Source organism: Streptomyces sp. NPDC005791 (assembly GCF_042871485.1).
In the GTDB taxonomy this organism is placed as follows: domain Bacteria; phylum Actinomycetota; class Actinomycetes; order Streptomycetales; family Streptomycetaceae; genus Streptomyces.
In genome coordinates, this window is record NZ_JBIAIP010000006.1 from 18,816 (window position 1) to 37,005 (window position 18,190).

The following is an 18,190-nucleotide window of genomic DNA, read 5'->3' on the forward strand; positions in this document are numbered from 1 at the left end:
CGTCAATGGGTCGTCGGGGACGCCTCCGGTACCGGAGTGAGCAGGATTCCCTCGGTCATGAACCGCCGCACGTTGCGCAGGGCCAGGTCGCCCATGGCCGCACGGGTCTCATGGGTGGCGCTGGCGATGTGCGGGAGCAGTACCACCCGGTCCGACTCCAGCAGGCCCCGCGGTACGTTCGGTTCGTCGGCGAACACGTCGAGCGCCGCACCTGCGATCCGCTCGGCCTCGATCGCCGCGACCAGGGCCGGCTCGTCCACGACGCTGCCCCGTGCGACATTGACCAGGTAGCCCTCGGGGCCGAGGGCGTCCAGCACCGCCGCCGAGACCAGCCCATTCGTGCCGTGTCCTCCCGCGACGGTGACGACCAGCGCGTCGCAGGCTTCTGCCAGGGCCTCCGCGGTGGGCAGGTGGCGGTAGTCGACGCCGGGGACCGGTGAGCGCGTGCAGTAGGCGACCTGCGCGCCGAAGCCGTCGAGCCGTTGCGCGACGGCCCGGCCTATGCGGCCCAGCCCGAGGATGCCCACCCGCTTCCCGCTCATCCGGGAAGCGAGCGGGAAGGGCGTGGTGCCCCAGTTCCCCGCGCGCACGTACCGGTCGGCGGCCGACATCCGGCGCATGACGTCGATCAGGGCGCCGACCGCGAGGTCGGCCACGCAATCGGTGAGCACGTCAGGGGTGTTGCTGACGTCGATGCCCCGCGCCCGGGCCCGGATCACGTCGGTCGTCTCGTAGCCGACACCGAAGTGGACGATCGCCCCGAGTCGAGGCAGTGCGTCCATCACGGCGTCACTGACGCCGACCCGCGCGCTCGTCACCGCGGCCACCACGTCCTTTCCGTGGTCGCGCAAGTAGTCCGCGGGGTCGGGAAGTTCCGTCAGGCGAACCGTGTGGAAGTGCTCCGACAGCGCGTCCTCCAGAGCGGGAAGCAGGGCGGACACCTGGAGGACGGTGCCCGGGGTGCTCGTGCGGAGGGATGGGTTCGGCAAGGTGGGGCTCCGGTTCTCGGTGGCGGTTCGGGGGTTTGATCCGGCGGTCGGCGGCGTGGGCGTGGGAAAGGTCGCGGGGATGTTCGTTATTCCACATGTCTTGACGCTGCCGCGGTGCCGGTTTAGCTTCGCGTTCACAGATACAGACCGAGTACGCAATTGTAGACAGCCCGCAGTGACGGGCCCTCTACCCCGTGCACGGAACGCGACACATAGCGTTTCCCCGGAGACAGGTGACGATGAAGTCCTCCGTTTCATCCACCCAGCGCGCCGCGCCGAGGCGGACCCACAAGCTGATGGCCACCTTGCTGGCGGGCGCCGTGCTCACGTCCAGCGGCTGCGCCGTGGCCAACAGTGCGGGCGGCGAGACCGGACGCGCCGACGGCCGGACCCTACGGGTGGTGCTCACACAGGAACCGCCCACCCTGGAACCCTGTGAGGCATCGCTGACGAGCACCGGTGTCGTCGTCCGCTCCAACATCACCGAACCCCTGGTCGAACGAGACCCCGTGTCCGGTGAGCTGAAGCCCTTGCTGGCGACCGGCTGGGAACGGAGCGGCCCCCGCACCTGGACCTTCGACATCCGTTCCGGGGTGACCTTCCAGAACGGTGCACCCTTCACGGCCGAGGACGCCGCCTTCTCCATCGACCGCGCGGTCAACTCCGATCTCGCCTGCAACGTCGAGGGCTACGTGTTCGGCAACGACGACCTCGATGTGGAGGCGGCGAACGACCACCGGCTGACCGTCACCACCGAGGAGCCGGACCCCATCCTCCCGCTGCGCCTGAGTTTCGTGGAGATCGTGCCCCGCACGACCGACACCGACGCCAAGGTGCGCACCCCGGTCGGGACAGGCCCCTACGCCGTCCACTCGTGGCAGCCGGGAGCGGCGATCTCGCTCAACCGATACGCCGACTACTGGGGCGAGGACCCGCCCTTCCCGCGGGCCCGTTACGTCTGGCGCAGCGACGCCAGTGTCCGAGCCGCCATGATCGACAAGGGTGAGGCGGAGATCGCCGTGGCGCTCGACCCCATGGAAGCCGAGAAGGACACGACGGTCGCCTATCCCAACAACGAGACGACCGCCCTGCGGCTGGACGGCCGTGAGGCCCCGCTCGACGACGTGCGGGTGCGGCGGGCGATCGACCTGGCCGTGGACCGCCAAGGCATCATCGGCGCCCTGCTCGGCGGTCTGGCCGAACCGGCCGGCCAGCTGGTTCCGCCCGGAGTGGTGGGACACAGCGACACGATCGAACCCGCCCGGCAGAACGTCACCGAGGCCCGCGCACTGATCGAGGAGGCGGCGGCCGACGGTGTGCCCACCGACCGCCAGATCACCCTGGTCGCCCGCAACGGCATGTTCTCCGGGGTCTCGGAAACCGCGGAGGCCCTGCAGTACCAGATGGGGCGGATAGGGCTGAACGTACGGGTCCGTATGGCGGATACCGCCACCCAGCTCCAATACCAGCTCCGTCCGCTGCCCGAGAACGTCGGCCCGATCGCTCTGCTGATCATGCACGGCAACCAGGCCGGTGACGCGGCGTTCACCACCAGTCAGTACCTGCTGAGCGACGGCCCCCAGTCGGCGTTCGGCTCGAAGGACCTCGACCGGCGTATCGCCGAAGCGGCTGAACTCTCCGGCGAGAAGCGGCAGAAGGCTTTCGCCGGCCTGCTCGCGGAGCAGAACGAATCGGTCGTTCAGTACGCCCATATCGCACACATGACCGGACTGCTCGGCCTGTCGCCGTCGGTCCGGTACCGGCCCGACTCCGCCACCGGGGACGAACTGCGGCTGGCCGAGGTAAGCCCGGCCAAGGGGGCGGAGCACTGATGATCCCATTCCTGCGCAAGCGCATAATCTCCAGTGCCGTCCCCCTGGTCTGCGTCGTCCTCGGCGTGTTCTTCCTCGCCCGGATGACCGGCAACCCCGTCGACCTCTACCTCGCCCTGAGCGCCACCCCCGAGCAGCGTGCGGAATTCTCCGCCGCGCAGGGCTTCGACCTCTCGATCCCGGCACAGTTGTGGAACTACCTCGTCGACGCCGCGCACTTCGACTTCGGCACCTCGTTGCGGACCGGACAGTCGGCGGGCTCGATGGTGATCGACGCATTCCCCGTCACCCTGCAGCTCGCCGGCGTGACCATGCTGCTCGCGATCACCGGAGCGCTGCTGATCGGCAGCCTGGCCGCCTACCGTCCCAACTCCCTGATCGACAGGATCGCCAGTCTGCTGTCGATGACGGCCGCCAGCATTCCCGACTTCTGGTTCGCCATCATGGGCGTGCTGGTCTTCGGCGTGAGCCTCGGGCTCCTGCCGACGTCGGGCACGATCGGCGGACCCGAGATCTGGGTGCTGCCCATCGCGACCCTGCTCATCCGCCCGTTCGGTGTACTGGTGCAGGTGGTCCGCGGCAGCATGGTCACCGCGCTCTCCGCTCCCTACGTCAAGATCGCACGGAGCAAGGGTGCCACGCCCCAGCGGGTGGTCTTCGGCCACGCCCTGCGCAACGCCATCACACCGGTGCTGACCGTGGCGGGCGACCTGGCGGTGGGTCTGGTCAACGGCGCGGTGATCGTCGAGACGATCTTCGGCTGGCCCGGCATCGGCAAACTCATGATCGACTCCATCCTCCAGCGTGACTTCGCGGTCCTCCAGGCGGCCGTCCTCATGACCGCCGTGACGATCTTCGCGCTGAACATCCTCGTCGACGTCTGCCACGCGCTGACCGACCCCCGAGTGCGTCAGGCGGTGCCGGCGTGAGCGAAGGAAGCACCATGACCCGAGACGATTCCTCCACCGGGGACGCGGCCGCCCCGGCCCGCACGGCGCAACCGAGCCGGTGGCGGATGCTGGGCCGCGACCGCGCCGCGACCGTCGGGGCCCTGATCCTCGGCGTGGTCGTCCTCGTGGCCCTCTTCGGCCGGCTGTTCATCGGTGACCGCGCGCAGAGGCAGGACCTGGGCGCCTCCTTGCGGCCACCGTCCCTGAGCGACGGGGTGTACGGACTGCTCGGCACCGACGTCCTGGGGCGCAGCATGGTGGCCCGGCTGATCGAGGCTGCCGGCACGACGCTGTCCGTAGCCGTCCCGGCCGTCCTGTGCTCCCTGGTGATCGGCTCGGCCGTGGGGCTGTGGGCCGGCTACCACGGAGGACGCCGCGAGAGCGTGGCCATGCGGATCGCCGACGTGATCCTCAGCTTCCCCTCGCTGCTGATCGCGGTGGTCGTGCTGTACGTCTTCTCACCCAGTGCGCTGAACCTCGTGCTCATCCTGGCCGTGACGCGTATCCCGGTGTATCTGCGCACGGCGCGGGCGGAGGCGGCTGAGCTGCGGAGCCGACTGTTCGTCGACGCTGCCCGGACCTTCGGCACGGCCGGCCGGATGATCATCTATCGGCACATTCTGCCGATCGCCCTGCCGACCCTTCTGACGGTCGCCACCCTCGACTTCTGCTTCGTGATGCTCACCGAGTCGTCGCTGAGCTTCCTGGGCATCGGCATCCAGCCTCCGGACGTGAGCTGGGGCCTGATGGTCGCCCAGGGACGGCAGTACCTGCAGTCCGCATGGTGGATCACCGTGCTGCCCGGGCTGGCCATCGTGCTCACGACGGTGTCCGCCACGGTGCTCGCCGCCTGGGCCCGCATCGCCACCGACCCCGCCCAGCGCTGGCGCCTGACGCTCCCGAAGAAGCGCAGGGCCCCCTCGGCCGCCGTCCCTCCGGAGATGACCCCGTGACGACCACCACCCGTCCCACCCAGCCCGGCACCGAGACCCCGGCCCTCGCCGTCGAAGGACTGTGCGTGGACCTGACCACGCCCTCCGGGACCGTACGCGCCGTCGACGGCGTCAGCTTCAGCGTCCTGCGCGGACGCACCCTGGCCCTCCTGGGTGAGTCCGGCTGCGGCAAGTCGATGACCGCCTTGTCCGTGGTCGGGCTGCTGGACCCCGCCGCCTCCGTGACCGGTGGAGCCATCCGGGTCAGGGGCGACGACACCCTCCGTATGAGCCCGGCCCGACGCCGCAAACTGGCCGGGCCCGTCCTGTCGATCGTCTTCCAGGACGCCCTGACCGCCCTCAACCCCGTGCAGCCGGTCGGCAGACAGATCGGCGAACCGTTCCGCATTCACCGAGGATTCACCCGGCGCCAGGCCCAGGAGAAGGCCGTCGAGTTGATGGAGCGGGTGGGCATACCCGATCCGAGGCAGCGCGCGCGGTCCTATCCGCACCAGTTCTCCGGCGGCATGCGGCAACGGCTGCTGATCGCGATGGCCGTCGCGCTCGCCCCCGACGTACTCATCGCCGACGAACCCACCACCGCACTCGACGTGACCGTGCAGGCGCAGATCATGCGGTTGCTGCGGGACCTCCAGGACGAGGGGGACATGGCCCTCGTCCTGATCACCCACGACCTGGCCGTGGTCGCCCAGCGTGCCGACGACGTGGTCGTGATGTACGCGGGCACGGTCGTGGAGAACGGGCCGGTGCACGACGTCTTCTCCGCACCCCGCCACCCCTACACCCGCGGACTGCTCGACTCGGTTCCGGAGGACAGCGTGCGCGGACGCCCGCTGCCCGCCGTCCCCGGCAGCCCTCCCGAGCTGAGCGCGGTGCCGTCCGGCTGCGTCTTCCAGGCCCGTTGCCCGCTGGTGCGGGAGCGCTGTGTCCGGGAACGGCCGCCCCTGCGGACCGCGGGCGACGGACGCTCGGCCGCCTGTCACTTCTCCGAGGAGCTCGAACGTGTCTGAGTCCCGCGCCACCACCCCGTCCGGACCCCGCGCGGACGGTCCGCAGGAGAACCCTCCGCTGCTGGAGGTCCGCGGGGTCACCAAGACCTTCGGCAACGGCCGGCGCCGGCTGACCGCACTGGACGGGGTGGACGTCCGGATCGGCCGGGGACAGACACTCGGTCTCGTCGGTGAGTCGGGCTGCGGTAAATCGACCCTGGCCCGGGTACTGCTCGGGCTGGAGCGTCCGGACGCCGGCACCGTGCGCTTCGACGGAACCGACCCCTTCGCCCTGCGCGGCAAGGAGCTGCTGGCCTGGCGCCGCCGTGTGCAGATGGTCTTCCAGGACCCCTTCGCCTCACTCAACGCACGTATGTCCGCCGCCGATCTGATCGGCGAGCCCTGGGCCACCCACCGGGACGTCGTGCCTGGTGCGAAGGCCCGCGAGAAGCGCATCCGGGAACTCCTGTCCCTGGTCGGCCTCCGGGAGAGCGACGCCCACCGTTATCCCGACGAGTTCTCCGGCGGACAACGCCAACGCATCGGCATCGCACGCGCGTTGGCCCTGGACCCCGACCTGATCGTCTGCGACGAGCCGGTCTCCGCCCTCGACCTCTCGGTGCAGGCGCAGGTCCTGAACGTCCTCTCGGAGCTGCGCACCCGGCTGGGCGTCACCTACGTCTTCATCTCCCACGACCTGTCCGTGGTCCGGTACATCTCCGACCGGGTGACCGTGATGTACCTGGGCAAGGTCATCGAACAGGGAGACACGGAGAACGTCTTCGAACGCCCCCAGCACCCCTACACCGCCGCGCTGATGTCGGCGGCTCCCGTCCTGAAGCCCGCCCGCGACGCCCGCCACCAGGAGATCCACCTCCAGGGAGAGATCCCCTCACCCTTCGACATCCCTTCCGGGTGCCGCTTCCGCACCCGCTGCTGGCGCGCCGAGGACCGGTGCGCGACCCGGACACCTCCGGTCGTCGTCAGGGAGACGGACAACGTGGCCGAACCGCACACGGCCCTGTGCCACTTCCCGCTGGAGGCGGAGTCCGCGTGGGCGTGACCGGCCTGGAGTTCGCTCTGCTCTGCGTCACGGTGGGGGTCGGGGCTCTGCTCCAGGTCTCCATAGGCTTCGGCCTCGGCATGATCGCCGCGCCCGTCTTCTCCCTCGTGGATCCGGCGCTGGCCCCGGCCGCGGTCCTGCTGCTCGCCGGCGGAGTGACGGCGTCGGTGCTGGTGCGCGAACGCGGCCGGGCGGACCTGCGCGGCTGCGGATGGGCGCTGGCCGGACGAGTACCGGGAGTACTGGCGGGCACCCTGCTCGTCGTCGCCCTCCCCACCCGGTACCTCGCCCTTCTCATCGCCGGTGTGGTCCTGGCCGGCGTCGCGGTGAGCACGGCCGGCTACGTTCCCCGGCAGCGGCGGGCCGCGGTGGTCCTCGCCGGCATGGCCTCCGGCGTGATGGGCACGGCGACGTCCATCGGCGGTCCGCCCATGGCGATGGTGTGGCAGCGGCTGCGCGGCCCGGAACTTCGCGCCACGATGAGCGCGTTCTTCCTCACGGGCTCACTCATGAGCCTTGCCGCACTGACCGCGGCCGGTACGGTCGGAGCGCATGCCTTGCAGGGCGCCGTGCTGCTCACTCCGGCCGCTGCGGCCGGAGTGCTGCTCGCACGGCCACTGACCCGTCGGCTGAACGTACGGCGCACCCGCACGGCCGCCACGGCACTGGCCGTCGCGGGGGCGTCGGTGCTGGTGGTGCAGCAGTTCGTCTGACCGCTGCGGACGGGCCGCGCTGATGACCCGTCAGGCACTCAGCAGGTTGTCGTCCGGCTGTGTACCAGCGGGCCGGCGAAGCGCCGGTGAGACCGCGGCCGGCATGCCGAGCATGGTGTCGGCGACGTGGAGGGCCTGCGTGACGGCCCGCGTGCCGGTCATCACACAAAGGGTGTAGGCGGCGTCCTCCAGGGCTTGGACGGTCGCGTCGGTGGAGCGGCGCGCGTCTTCGATCCGCGCGTCGGCGTAACGGGCCAAGGCCACTCTCAGGTCCTGAGGACCAGGTGTCAGCACAGCGGGTACTCCTCCGGTTCGATCCACGTCCGATACGGCACGCCGGGACACGGGGGGCCGTCGCCGGGCCGCCCCGCGGTGTGGTTCACCCACCGCCAGGTGACCCGGTGTCACGCCTCTACCCCCTCGCGGGCGGAGTACGCACCCGCCTGCGTGTACACCGGCGCTCGCCGGTCCCGGCGTTCTACCGTGCACCGATGCGATCTGTCCCGCAGTGGGTCCTGTTCTCCTCGTTCTCGGCGCCGGTCCTCCTCGTCGGCGGATGGGCGGTCTCCGGGCAGCTCCAGGGGCCCGCCTACGATCCCGCGTCGGCGACGATCAGCATCCTCGCCTCCGACGGCGCCGGCGGGTACTGGGTGATGACGTCGGCCCTGGTCGCCCTGGGAGCCTGCCATGTGGTCACCGCGTGCGGACTGCGACCCGCCGCACCGGCCGGACGGGTCGCGCTGGCCGGAGGCGGACTCTCGGCGATGCTGCTGGCCCTGTTCCCGGCGCCGAGCAGTGGCGGCTCGTTCTCCCACGGCGTGGTCGTGGCCGTGGGCTTCTCGCTGCTCGCGGTGTGGCCGGTCATGGCCGTACGACGCGCCACGCCTGCACTGCGGACCGGGGCCCGGCGGCGAGCGGACGACGGCCCGCGTGCCGCGGTCCCGCCATGGGGGCTGCGGCCCGGGCCGTCCGTCACGGCGGCCGCGCTGATGTGGCTCGGCGGCGCCTGGTTCCTGCTCGCCCTGTTCGTACTGGACGCCGCGGGAGCGGCCGAGCGGGTCCTCACCTTCGCGCAGTCGTTCTGGCCTCTCGTCGTGGTCCTCTCCTGTGTCCGGGACAACGGCCGACCGGCATGAGGTCGGATGTCCACGCTCTCAGGGGCGCGGCCCGATCAGCAGGTCCCCGTCGCGGACCACGATCGCCGCAGCCGGACAGGAGTCCGCGGCGTCCAGCGCCCGATCGTCCGGGGCGATCCGGGTACGCACCGGCCTGGCCCGGTCCTCGTCGTCCAGCGCGTACAGATCGGATGCCATACCCGCACACATGCCCGACCCCATGCACAGGTCGCGGTCCACCGCCGTCGTCCACGACACGGCCGTCACCACCCCACCGGCATCCGGCGAGGACCCCGCACGAGCATCTGGTTCTTCCATTCCACGTCCCCCGCCACCTTCAGGGCGGGGAAGCGGACGATCAACGCCTCGAGCGCCTCCTGCAGTTCCAGCCTGGCGAGCGGTGCGCCGAGGCAGTGGTGGACCCCGTGCCCGAAACCCATGTGCTGGACACCGGTCCGGGTGACGTCGAGCCGGCCCGGCCCCTCGAACTTCAGCGCGTCACGATTGGCGGCGCCGACCGCGACGAGCACCGGCTCACCGGCCCGGACGAGCGTGCCACCGACCTCGACGTCCTCGGTCGCGTACCGGGGGAAGCCGGCGCCACTGCCGAGCGGCACGAACCGCATGAGTTCCTCGACCGCCCCACGGATCAGCCCGGGACTCTCCCGCAGCAGCTGAAGCTGATCAGGGTGGTCGAGCAGCGCGTACACGAAGTTCGGGATCTGGGTCGCGGTGGTCTCGTGCCCGGCGACGAGGATGCCGACACAGAGGTCGATCAGTTCCAGTTCGCTGAGCCGGTCCCCGGTGTCGCGGGCCTCGATCAGTCCCGTCATCAGGTCCTGCCGGGGGCTGCGCCGGTGTTCCTCGATCAGCGAGCTCATGTAGGCGCGCAGTTCCTCACCGCTGCGCAGGAATTCCTCGGCCGTCAGGGAGCTGGTGGAGAGAGCGGCATCGCTCCAGGCCCGGAACTTCGGACGGTCCTCCTCCGGCACGCCGAGCATGCGGCAGATCACCGCGACGGGGATCGGCAGCGCGTAGTGCTCCACCAGGTCGGCCGGCTGCCCCCGCTCCTCCAGCTCGTCGAGCAGGCCGTGCGACAGCTCACGTACCCAGGGGCGCAGCTTCTCCACCTGATGCACGGTGAACGCCTTGGCCACCAGGGTGCGCAGCCGGGTGTGTCCCGGAGGGTCCATGCTCAGGATGCCGCTGTCGCGTTGTCCCTCCGACTGGCGCGGCTCGTCGTGGCGCAGGGCCTCCGCCCGGCTGAAGCGGCGGTCGCCGAGGACCAGGCGCGCGTCGGCGTAGCGGGCGGCCAGCCAACCGGGTTCTCCGTACGCCATGCGCACCCGCACGAGCCCCGGCCGTACCAGGGCCTCCTGGTAGGCGTCTGCCAGCTCCAGTCCGTCCGGCTCGTTGAAGGGATAGGGGACGGGCGTCTGTCCGGCTTTGGCCGTCATCGTAGGTCTCCCTCTTCGCGGTGGATCATCCGAGAATCAGGGGGCGCGGCCAGTGGGGTCAACAGCGCCTTGTCGGCCATTCCGGGCCGTGACTCCGTTCGGAGCGACGGCCCGGGGGCTGCCGGACACGGGCTACGGCTTGCGTCCCACCGCCACGTAGCCGGCGCTGATGACGTCGTCCTGGCCCGGGACCGGCTCACCGAGCTCGGGGTGCCACGCTTCGGCCGCCACGATGCCGGGCCCGACGACGTCGACTCCGCCGAAGAAGCGGGCGAACTGCTCACGGGTACGGGGCGCGAGGGTGAGCGTGTTGGCCTTGTACATCTCGTCGACCTTGTGGGCTGCCGCCGGGTGGAAGTCGGCGGTGAGGTGCGAGATCACCACATGGCTGCCCGGTGCGAGTACTGCGGTCAGCCGGTCCACCAGTTCGTAGGCGCCGTCCTCGTCGCTCACGAAGTGCAGCAACGCGATCATCGACAGTGCGACCGGTCGGCTGAAGTCCAGGGTCTTGCCGGCGTGCCGGAGAATGGCGTCCACGTCGCGGGCGTCCGCCTGTACGTAGTCGATGGCGCCCTCCGCGCTGCCCTGCAGCAGGGCCTCGGCGTGTGCCAGGACGATCGGATCGTTGTCGCAGTAGACGACCCGAGTGGACGGCGCCGCCTGCTGGGCCACCTGGTGGAGATTCGGCTCGGTGGGTATCCCCGTGCCGATGTCGAGGAACTGCCGGATCCCCTGGTCGGTCAGCCATCGTGTGGCGCGGTGCATGAAGGCCCGGTTCACCTTCGCCATGACCGGGACCGCGGGCTCCACGGCAAGCATCTGCCGGCCCAGGGCCTCGTCGACCGGGTAGTTGTCCTTTCCGCCCAGGAACCAGTCGTACATCCGGGCGGGATGGGGTCTGCTCGTGTCGATCCGCAGGGCGGGGGCGTCGTTCTCCGGTCGGGACATGACGAACTCCTGAGTGTGCGCGGCAGCGGGTGATCAGCTTGCGGACAGAATAGGGAACGTATGTGCCGGGGAGGCGATCGAAGACCGGCTCGACGACGGGAGGAGCTGGAGCGCGAGGTCGGTCGAAGCCGGAGGAGCGGCGGGTAGGGCGCCGCTCCCGCGGCCCGGGACGTGCTCGGGCGTCAGACGGTGCTGCAGGAGACGGTCGGCCAGGTCCAGTTGCCGTTGGCCTGGATGGTGGCGCCCCAGTTGTTGCCGCTGCCGTTGGATCTGGCGGTCAGTACCTGTGCGCTGGGGTACGTGGCCGCGGTGTTCCAGGTGGAGAGGATTTTCGCGGGGGAGGGGACGTTCATGGTGACGGTCCAGTTGCTGGAGCCGGCGACCGAGACGTTGAGGTTGTAGCGGTCGTTCCATCTGCCGCCCGCGGTGACGGTGGCCGTGCAGCCACCGTTGCCACCGCCACCGTTGCCGCCGCTGTCGGGGGCGACCGCGCGGCCGGTCTGCGGGGAGATCATGCCGGCGCACAGCCCTCGGCTCGCCAGGCCCTGGGCGATGCGGGGGACGGCGGCCAGCGTGTTGGCCGACCAGTCGTGCATGAGGATGATCTGGCCGTTGGTGAGCCGGGCGTTGGCCTGCACGATCGCGTCGGTGCTCGCGCCGTTCCAGTCCTGCGAGTCGACGTCCCACGTGATCTGGGTCAGGCCGTACTTGGCCGCGGCCGCCTGCACCGTCGCGTTGGTCTCGCCGTACGGCGGGCGGAACAGCTTCGGCGTGCCCCCACCGGCGTCGGCGATGGCCTGCTGGGTCCGGGAGAGCTCCGAGTCGACCTGCGCCTGACTCTGCTGGGTCAGGTGCGGGTGGGTGTAGCTGTGGTTGCCGACCCACATGCCGGCGTCGACCTGCGCCCGGACCTGGGACGGGTTGGACGCGGCGTACTGGCCTTGGTTGAACATCGTGGCCCGCAGCCCGTTCTGCTTCAGGGCGTTGAGCAGGCCGGGGGTGCTGCTCGACGGACCGTCGTCGAAAGTGAGACCGACGTATCCGTTGCACGCGGCAGTGGTGGCGGCGTGGGAAGGCGCGGTGCCGACGGCGACGGTCGCGGTCGCTGCCGTCGCGGCGACGGCCAGTGCCGTGACAGCGGGCCGTAGGGACAGACGTGGTGTGATGCGCATGCGGGTGAGCCCTTCTCGTCTGGTGGGCATGGGGAGAACGCCGGGTGCGGAACGGTGAGGGTCCGGGCGAGCCACCGCCCCGCACCGTGCGATGTGGCTGGTGGTCCGGGCGTCAGACGGTGCTGCAGGAGACGGTCGGCCAGGTCCAGTTGCCGTTGGCCTGGATGGTGGCGCCCCAGTTGTTGCCGCTGCCGTTGGATCTGGCGGTCAGTACCTGTGCGCTGGGGTACGTGGCCGCGGTGTTCCAGGTGGAGAGGATTTTCGCGGGGGAGGGGACGTTCATGGTGACGGTCCAGTTGCTGGAGCCGGTGACCGAGACGTTGAGGTTGTAGCGGTCGCTCCACCTGTCGCCCGCGGTGACGGTGGCCGTGCAGCCACCGTTGCCACCACCGCCGTCACCGCCACCACCGGACGTACCGCCCACGGTGATGTGGGAGTTACCGCTGCTCTGGTAGCCCTCCGTGGCCATGATCATGTAGTTGTGGGTGCCCAGGTTCATCCCCTGTCGGGCCCACGCGTCGAAGTGGTTGCCGGTGGTGATGGTTCCGCCGGTCCGCTTCGACTGGCGGACGCTCCAGAACTGCTTGAACGTGCGCGTGCCCTCGATGGAGGGGGCGTTGACGCGGGTCGTCTCGTAGATGTCGTACGTGCCGCCGTCGCTGGTGACGGTGCCCTTGAACGTGCCCGTCGGGCGGTAGGTGCCCCAGTTGTCGACGATGTAGTACTCCACGAGCGGGTTCGTCGACCATCCGTAGAGGGTCAGGTACGCGTTGCCGGACGGGTTGAAGGTGCCCGAGTAGGTCACGCTCCTGCGTCCGCCGGTGCTCCAGCCTTTGCCGGCGACGAAGTTCCCGGTGTTGCTCCACGAGGTGCTGTAGTTGCCCCCGGACGCCAGGTTCATCGAGACCGTGCCGGGGCTGTCGGTCCAGAAGGAGTAGTAGTAGCCGTTGTCGGTGCCGGTCCGGTTCGAGTTGACGACCGTGTCCGCATGGGCGGTGCCGGGCAGGGCCAGCACGGCGACAGCGGCCATCGCCATGGCGAAGGCATTGCGGATGGACCGTCTGAGACGGCCGTCTGTGCGGCTCTTCAGCTGTGCGGGTGCGTTGAACATGTGCGTGTCTTCCTCCTCGTTCTCGTGCGGCCGGATGGTTCCGGGCAGCGCGGGACGCCCTCGGTGGGTGTCCGTGAACAGGCGATGACGTCGGCCGCGCGTCGGTGCCGCGCCCCGGCCGGCAGCCGGGGTCTGTCGACGGCGAACAGTGTTGATCTGGCCCAGGTGGGTGTCAATAGTTGCGGCAGGAATTACGAAACCGTCGAACCGGGAGGGTTGAGTCGCCGGTGGCGTGTTACCAGCTCAATCGGTGTGCGAGGCCGACGCCGGCGCGGCAGAAGGTGTGCATGGAAAAGCTCTGATCGCAAGGGGAGGGCAAGTAACTCCGAAAGTTTCGACAGCTTTCGGAGTGTTATTCGGCGTCTGAGTGAGGAACAGGTGGGGGCGGTCCCGTCTCCGGAGCCGCCCCCGCGTGCGACCGGGGCCGCGTGTGTCAGCTCCTGCTCGCCTCCCTGAGCGCGATGTTGAGCTCCAGCACGTTGACCCGGGGCTCGCCCATGAACCCGAGGACGCGGCCCTCGGTGTGCTCGGCCACGAGCTTCGCGACCTGCTGGACGGGGAGGCCGTTCCGCTCGGCGACCCGGTGGACCTGGAGCTTCGCGTACTCCGGGGAGATGTGCGGGTCGAGACCCGAACCGGAGGACGTGACCGCCTCGGCCGGTACGTCCTCGAGCCGCACCGTGTAGGACCGGGTCGAGTTGTCCGCGACGACCGCCGCCTTCGCCTCGGTGACCCACGTGGTCAGTTCGGCATTGTCCGCCGAGCGGTTGGTGGCTCCGGAGAGGAGAAGTGAGTACTGGAGGTTGACGCTGTTGCTGCCCAGGCCGTTCGACGGTCGGGGCTGGAACCACTTCAGGTCCGGCTTCGCCCGCTCCTGCGGATCGTCCGGGTCCTGCTTCGGCAGGTCGTACGTCTGCCCGATGAGGGACGACCCGACGGTGCGTCCGCTCCCGTCCCGGATCTCGGATCCGTTGGCCTGCTCACTGAAGAGCGCCTGGGCGGCGCCGGTGACGGCGAGCGGGTAGAGGACGCCGCAGACGACGCTCAGGACGAGCAGGGCGCGTAGCCCCGCCCCGAGCAGGCGGGCGGTGTTCTTGAGGGAGGTGTTCATGGCAGATCGGCCGTTTCTGGTTCAGGAGAGCCCGGGAAGGAGGGAGATGAGCAGGTCGATGATCTTGATGCCGATGAACGGGGCGACCAGGCCGCCGAGTCCGTAGATCCCGAGGTTGCGGCGGAGCATCCTGTGGGCGCCGGCCGGCCGGTACCTGACTCCCCTGAGGGCGAGCGGTACGAGGGCGATGATGATCAGCGCGTTGAAGATGACGGCGGACAGGATGGCGGATTCGGGTGACGCGAGACCCATCACGTCGAGCTTGTCCAGGCCCGGGTGGACCACGGCGAACATGGCCGGGATGATCGCGAAGTACTTCGCCACGTCGTTGGCGATGGAGAAGGTGGTCAGCGCGCCCCGGGTGATGAGGAGCTGCTTGCCGATCTCGACGATCTCGATGAGTTTGGTGGGGTCGGAGTCCAGGTCCACCATGTTCCCGGCCTCCTTGGCGGCCGAGGTGCCGGTGTTCATCGCCACGCCGACATCGGCCTGGGCGAGTGCGGGGGCGTCATTGGTGCCGTCCCCCGTCATCGCGACGAGCTTGCCGCCCGCCTGCTCCCGCTTGATGAGGGCCATCTTGTCCTCGGGGGTCGCCTCCGCGAGGAAGTCGTCGACTCCCGCCTCCTCGGCGATCGCCTTGGCGGTCAGCGGGTTGTCACCCGTGATCATGACGGTCCTGATGCCCATCCGGCGCAGTTCGTCGAACCGCTCCCGCATCCCGTCCTTGACGACGTCCTTCAGGTGGACGACGCCCAGGATCCGGGCGCCCTGCGCGTCCTCGACGGCGACCAGCAGAGGCGTACCACCTGCCTCCGAGATCCGGTCGGCGAGCCGGCCCGCGTCATCGGCGACGTGGCCGCCCCGCTCCCGCACCCAGGCGATGACCGAACCGGCGGCCCCCTTACGGGCCTTGACGCCGTTCACGTCCACTCCCGACATACGGGTCTGCGCAGTGAAGGTGACCCATACGGCCTGGGAGAGTTCGCCCTGGCCGCGTTCGCGCAGGCCGTACTTCTCCTTCGCGAGCGCCACGATCGAGCGCCCCTCGGGGGTCTCGTCGGACAGGGACGACAGCTGTGCGGCGGCGGCCAGTTCCGCCTCGGTCACACCCTTCGACGGCACGAATTGCGAGGCCTGCCGGTTCCCGAGCGTGATCGTGCCGGTCTTGTCGAGCAGCAGCGTCGAGACGTCACCCGCCGCCTCCACCGCGCGCCCCGACATGGCCAGGACGTTGCGCTGGACGAGACGGTCCATGCCCGCGATGCCGATCGCGGAGAGCAGCGCGCCGATGGTCGTCGGGATCAGACAGACCAGCAGCGCGGTGAGGACGGTCATCGACTGCCTCGCGCCGGCGTGGACCGCGAACGGCTGGAGCGTCACGACGGCGAGCAGGAAGACGATGGTGAGCGACGCGAGCAGGATGTCGAGCGCGATCTCGTTGGGGGTCTTCTGCCGGGCAGCGCCCTCGACCAGGGCGATCATCCGGTCGATGAAGGTCTTGCCCGGCTCGGTGGTGATCCTGACGACGATCCGGTCGGAGAGCACTTTCGTCCCCCCGGTGACCGCGCTGCGGTCACCGCCGGACTCGCGGATCACCGGGGCGGACTCGCCGGTGATGGCGGACTCGTCGACGGACGCGACCCCCTCGACGACATCACCGTCGCCGGGGATGATGTCGCCCGCCTCGCAGACGACCAGGTCGCCGACGCGCAGCTGCGTGCCGGGCACCTCCACCTCGTCGCCGCCTTCCAGCCGGCGGGCGACCGTGTCGCTCTTGGCCTTGCGCAGGGTGTCGGCCTGGGCCTTGCCGCGTCCCTCCGCGACAGCTTCGGCGAGGTTGGCGAAGACCGTGGTCAGCCACAGCCAGGCCGCGATGGCCCAGCCGAACCAGTCACCCGGATTCCTCAGTGCCAGCAGGGTGGTGAGCACCGAGCCGACGAGCACCACGAACATGACCGGGGACTTGACCATGACGCGCGGATCCAGCTTCCTCACCGCGTCCGGGAAGGACCTGAGCAACTGCCTCGGGTCGAAGAGGCCCCCGCCGACACGGCCTGGCACGGCGGCGCCGTCGCCGGGCACGTCCTTGTGCGGGGCGCGGGTGGGGGTGACGGTGCTCATGAGGCGAGTCCTTCAGCGAGCGGACCCAGCGCCAGGGCCGGGAAGTAGGTGAGACCGGTCAGGATGAGGATCGTGCCGACGAGCAGGCCTGCGTACAGGGGCCTGTCGGTGCGCAGAGTGCCTGTGGTGGCCGGGACGGGACGCTGCTCGGCGAGCGAGCCGGCCAGTGCCAGGACGAACACGATCGGCAGGAAGCGGCCCAGCAGCATCACGATGCCGAGAGTGGTGTTGAACCACTGCGTATCGGCGTTCAGCCCGGCGAACGCCGAGCCGTTGTTGTTGGCGCCGGAGGTGTAGGCGTAGAGGATCTCGGAGAAGCCGTGGGCGCCGCTGTTCGTCATCGAGTCGGCCGGAGTGGGCAGGACCATCGCGACCGCGGTGAAGCCGAGGACCAGCGCCGGGGTGATCAGGATGTAGCACGCCGCGAGCTTGATCTGGCGGGTGCCGATCTTCTTGCCGAGGTATTCGGGTGTACGGCCGACCATGAGGCCGGCGATGAAGACCGCGATGATCGCCATGATCAGCATGCCGTAGAGGCCCGATCCGACGCCCCCCGGGGCGATCTCGCCCAGCTGCATGCCCAGCATGGTGATGCCCCCGCCCAGTCCCGTGTACGACGAGTGGAAGGAGTTGACCGCGCCGGTCGAGGTGAGGGTGGTCGCCACGGCGAAGATCGATGACCCGGCGATGCCGAAGCGGGTCTCCTTGCCCTCCATCGCTCCACCGGCGGCCTCGAGAGCCGGACCGTGGTGGGCGAACTCGGTCCACATCATCAGAACCGTGAAGCCGATCCAGACCGTGGCCATCGTGGCGAGGATCGCGTACCCCTGCCGCAGGTCGCACACCAGGCGGCCGAAGGTGCGGGTCAGCGCGAACGGGATCAGCAGGATCAGGAAGATCTCGAACAGGTTGGAGAAGGGAGTCGGATTCTCGAACGGGTGGGCGGAGTTGGCGTTGAAGTAGCCGCCGCCGTTCGTCCCGAGCTCCTTGATGACCTCCTGGGATGCGACCGCGCCGCCGTTCCATTGACGGCTGTCGCCCGTGAACTGCCCGACCGGGTGGATGCCGGAGAAGTTCTGGAGGACGCCGCACGCGACCAGCACGAGCGCACCGATCACCGCGATCGGCAGCAGGATGCGCAGGGTGCCGCGCACCAGATCCGTCCAGAAGTTGCCCAGCTCGCCGGTGCGGGCACGCGCGAACCCACGTACGAGGGCCACGGCCACGGCCATGCCGACGGCGGCCGAGACGAAGTTCTGCACCGCGAGGCCGCCCGTCTGTACGACGTGGCCCATGGCCTGTTCGCCGTAGTAGGACTGCCAGTTGGTGTTCGCCACGAAGGACGCCGCGGTGTTGAACGCCTGGTCCGGGTCGATCGACACGAAGCCGAGCGAACCGGGCAGTATTCCCTGCACGCGCTGTAGCGCGTAAAGGAAGAGGACACTCACCGTGGAGAAAGCGAGTACGCCGCGCAGATAGGCGGGCCAGCGCATCGAGGCGGACGGATCGGCTCCGATGGCCCGGTAGATCCACTTCTCAGGCCGGTAATGCTTGTGCGAGGAGTAGACCCGGGCCATGTGGTCACCGAGCGGACGGTATGCCAGGGCGAGCGCGGAAATCAGCGCGAGCAACTGGAGCGCACCAGCTGTTACGGGGCTCATGTCGG

Annotated in this window: 17 protein-coding genes; 7 read left to right on the plus strand and 10 right to left on the minus strand. The window is 69.7% G+C overall.

Going from position 1 to position 18,190, the window contains the following annotated elements:
- Nucleotides 1–2: 2 nt before the first annotated feature.
- Nucleotides 3–989: a 2-hydroxyacid dehydrogenase gene (locus ACFYSH_RS13530; protein WP_388752377.1), complete on the minus strand. Its 987-nt coding sequence runs from the start codon at nucleotides 987–989 to the stop codon at nucleotides 3–5.
- Between the two features lie 296 nt (nucleotides 990–1,285).
- On the opposite strand from ACFYSH_RS13530, the gene ACFYSH_RS13535 reads away from it, so the two are divergent.
- The 6 genes from ACFYSH_RS13535 to ACFYSH_RS13560 are packed head-to-tail and all read left to right on the plus strand — an operon-like array spanning nucleotide 1,286 to nucleotide 7,489.
- Nucleotides 1,286–2,821, plus strand: coding sequence for an ABC transporter substrate-binding protein (locus ACFYSH_RS13535; protein ID WP_359474144.1), 1,536 nt, complete (start codon nucleotides 1,286–1,288; stop codon nucleotides 2,819–2,821).
- Nucleotides 2,821–3,750 carry an ABC transporter permease gene (locus tag ACFYSH_RS13540; protein WP_388752381.1) on the plus strand — a complete coding sequence of 310 codons (930 nt, stop codon included), beginning with the start codon at nucleotides 2,821–2,823 and terminating at the stop codon, nucleotides 3,748–3,750. Before ACFYSH_RS13535 ends, ACFYSH_RS13540 begins: the two co-directional genes overlap by 1 nt.
- A gap of 14 nt (nucleotides 3,751–3,764) precedes the next feature.
- Nucleotides 3,765–4,724 carry an ABC transporter permease gene (locus tag ACFYSH_RS13545; protein WP_359474150.1) on the plus strand — a complete coding sequence of 320 codons (960 nt, stop codon included), beginning with the start codon at nucleotides 3,765–3,767 and terminating at the stop codon, nucleotides 4,722–4,724.
- Complete coding sequence (locus ACFYSH_RS13550; RefSeq protein WP_359474153.1) at nucleotides 4,721–5,734, plus strand: ABC transporter ATP-binding protein; 1,014 nt, start codon at nucleotides 4,721–4,723, stop codon at nucleotides 5,732–5,734. Before ACFYSH_RS13545 ends, ACFYSH_RS13550 begins: the two co-directional genes overlap by 4 nt.
- The gene (locus ACFYSH_RS13555) at nucleotides 5,727–6,776 is read left to right on the plus strand and encodes an ABC transporter ATP-binding protein (protein ID WP_359474156.1); all 1,050 of its coding nucleotides are present in this window, start codon (nucleotides 5,727–5,729) and stop codon (nucleotides 6,774–6,776) included. The genes ACFYSH_RS13550 and ACFYSH_RS13555 overlap by 8 nt, the downstream gene beginning before the upstream one ends.
- Entirely contained in the window at nucleotides 6,767–7,489 is a 723-nt protein-coding gene (locus ACFYSH_RS13560) for a TSUP family transporter (RefSeq protein WP_388752386.1), read from the plus strand. Before ACFYSH_RS13555 ends, ACFYSH_RS13560 begins: the two co-directional genes overlap by 10 nt.
- A 30-nt stretch (nucleotides 7,490–7,519) precedes the next feature.
- On the opposite strand, the gene ACFYSH_RS13565 is transcribed toward ACFYSH_RS13560, so the two are convergent.
- Entirely contained in the window at nucleotides 7,520–7,783 is a 264-nt protein-coding gene (locus ACFYSH_RS13565; protein ID WP_359474161.1) for a DUF5133 domain-containing protein, read from the minus strand.
- 197 nt (nucleotides 7,784–7,980) lie between these two features.
- Between ACFYSH_RS13565 and ACFYSH_RS13570 the strand changes: the two genes are divergently transcribed.
- Nucleotides 7,981–8,625 carry a DUF998 domain-containing protein gene (locus ACFYSH_RS13570; RefSeq protein WP_388752389.1) on the plus strand — a complete coding sequence of 215 codons (645 nt, stop codon included), beginning with the start codon at nucleotides 7,981–7,983 and terminating at the stop codon, nucleotides 8,623–8,625.
- 18 nt (nucleotides 8,626–8,643) lie between these two features.
- Here ACFYSH_RS13570 and ACFYSH_RS13575 read toward each other — a convergent pair whose 3' ends face one another.
- The 8 genes from ACFYSH_RS13575 to kdpA form a co-directional block, all read right to left on the minus strand.
- Nucleotides 8,644–8,922, minus strand: coding sequence for a ferredoxin (locus ACFYSH_RS13575; RefSeq protein WP_388752392.1), 279 nt, complete (start codon nucleotides 8,920–8,922; stop codon nucleotides 8,644–8,646).
- Nucleotides 8,868–10,061 (minus strand): cytochrome P450, encoded by a 1,194-nt coding sequence (locus ACFYSH_RS13580; protein WP_359474170.1) that lies wholly within the window; start codon nucleotides 10,059–10,061, stop codon nucleotides 8,868–8,870. The genes ACFYSH_RS13575 and ACFYSH_RS13580 overlap by 55 nt, the downstream gene beginning before the upstream one ends.
- A 132-nt stretch (nucleotides 10,062–10,193) precedes the next feature.
- Nucleotides 10,194–11,009 carry an SAM-dependent methyltransferase gene (locus ACFYSH_RS13585; protein WP_359474173.1) on the minus strand — a complete coding sequence of 272 codons (816 nt, stop codon included), beginning with the start codon at nucleotides 11,007–11,009 and terminating at the stop codon, nucleotides 10,194–10,196.
- 182 nt (nucleotides 11,010–11,191) lie between these two features.
- A complete protein-coding gene (locus tag ACFYSH_RS13590) occupies nucleotides 11,192–12,181 on the minus strand; it encodes a polysaccharide deacetylase family protein (protein WP_388752396.1) in 990 nt (329 codons plus the stop codon).
- A gap of 112 nt (nucleotides 12,182–12,293) precedes the next feature.
- Nucleotides 12,294–13,292: a glycoside hydrolase family 11 protein gene (locus ACFYSH_RS13595; RefSeq protein WP_359474179.1), complete on the minus strand. Its 999-nt coding sequence runs from the start codon at nucleotides 13,290–13,292 to the stop codon at nucleotides 12,294–12,296.
- 433 nt (nucleotides 13,293–13,725) lie between these two features.
- Entirely contained in the window at nucleotides 13,726–14,403 is a 678-nt protein-coding gene (locus ACFYSH_RS13600) for a potassium-transporting ATPase subunit C (protein WP_359474182.1), read from the minus strand.
- 21 nt (nucleotides 14,404–14,424) lie between these two features.
- Complete coding sequence (gene kdpB / locus ACFYSH_RS13605) at nucleotides 14,425–16,524, minus strand: potassium-transporting ATPase subunit KdpB (RefSeq protein ID WP_388752399.1); 2,100 nt, start codon at nucleotides 16,522–16,524, stop codon at nucleotides 14,425–14,427.
- Nucleotides 16,521–18,185 carry a potassium-transporting ATPase subunit KdpA gene (gene kdpA, locus ACFYSH_RS13610; RefSeq protein WP_388752402.1) on the minus strand — a complete coding sequence of 555 codons (1,665 nt, stop codon included), beginning with the start codon at nucleotides 18,183–18,185 and terminating at the stop codon, nucleotides 16,521–16,523. Before kdpA ends, kdpB begins: the two co-directional genes overlap by 4 nt.
- Nucleotides 18,186–18,190 lie beyond the last annotated feature (5 nt).

Excerpts from the sequence above, each read along its gene's own strand:
- ACFYSH_RS13595 (WP_359474179.1), bottom strand. The coding sequence starts at position 13,292 with ATGTTCAACGCACCCGCACAGCTGAAGAGCCGCACAGACGGCCGTCTC.
- kdpA (WP_388752402.1), bottom strand. The coding sequence starts at position 18,185 with ATGAGCCCCGTAACAGCTGGTGCGCTCCAGTTGCTCGCGCTGATTTCC.
- ACFYSH_RS13590 (WP_388752396.1), bottom strand. The coding sequence starts at position 12,181 with ATGCGCATCACACCACGTCTGTCCCTACGGCCCGCTGTCACGGCACTG.
- ACFYSH_RS13575 (WP_388752392.1), bottom strand. The coding sequence starts at position 8,922 with ATGGAAGAACCAGATGCTCGTGCGGGGTCCTCGCCGGATGCCGGTGGG.
- ACFYSH_RS13570 (WP_388752389.1), top strand. The coding sequence starts at position 7,981 with ATGCGATCTGTCCCGCAGTGGGTCCTGTTCTCCTCGTTCTCGGCGCCG.
- ACFYSH_RS13535 (WP_359474144.1), top strand. The coding sequence starts at position 1,286 with ATGGCCACCTTGCTGGCGGGCGCCGTGCTCACGTCCAGCGGCTGCGCC.
- ACFYSH_RS13580 (WP_359474170.1), bottom strand. The coding sequence starts at position 10,061 with ATGACGGCCAAAGCCGGACAGACGCCCGTCCCCTATCCCTTCAACGAG.
- ACFYSH_RS13600 (WP_359474182.1), bottom strand. The coding sequence starts at position 14,403 with ATGAACACCTCCCTCAAGAACACCGCCCGCCTGCTCGGGGCGGGGCTA.
- kdpB (WP_388752399.1), bottom strand. The coding sequence starts at position 16,524 with ATGAGCACCGTCACCCCCACCCGCGCCCCGCACAAGGACGTGCCCGGC.
- ACFYSH_RS13585 (WP_359474173.1), bottom strand. The coding sequence starts at position 11,009 with ATGTCCCGACCGGAGAACGACGCCCCCGCCCTGCGGATCGACACGAGC.
- ACFYSH_RS13545 (WP_359474150.1), top strand. The coding sequence starts at position 3,765 with ATGACCCGAGACGATTCCTCCACCGGGGACGCGGCCGCCCCGGCCCGC.
- ACFYSH_RS13540 (WP_388752381.1), top strand. The coding sequence starts at position 2,821 with ATGATCCCATTCCTGCGCAAGCGCATAATCTCCAGTGCCGTCCCCCTG.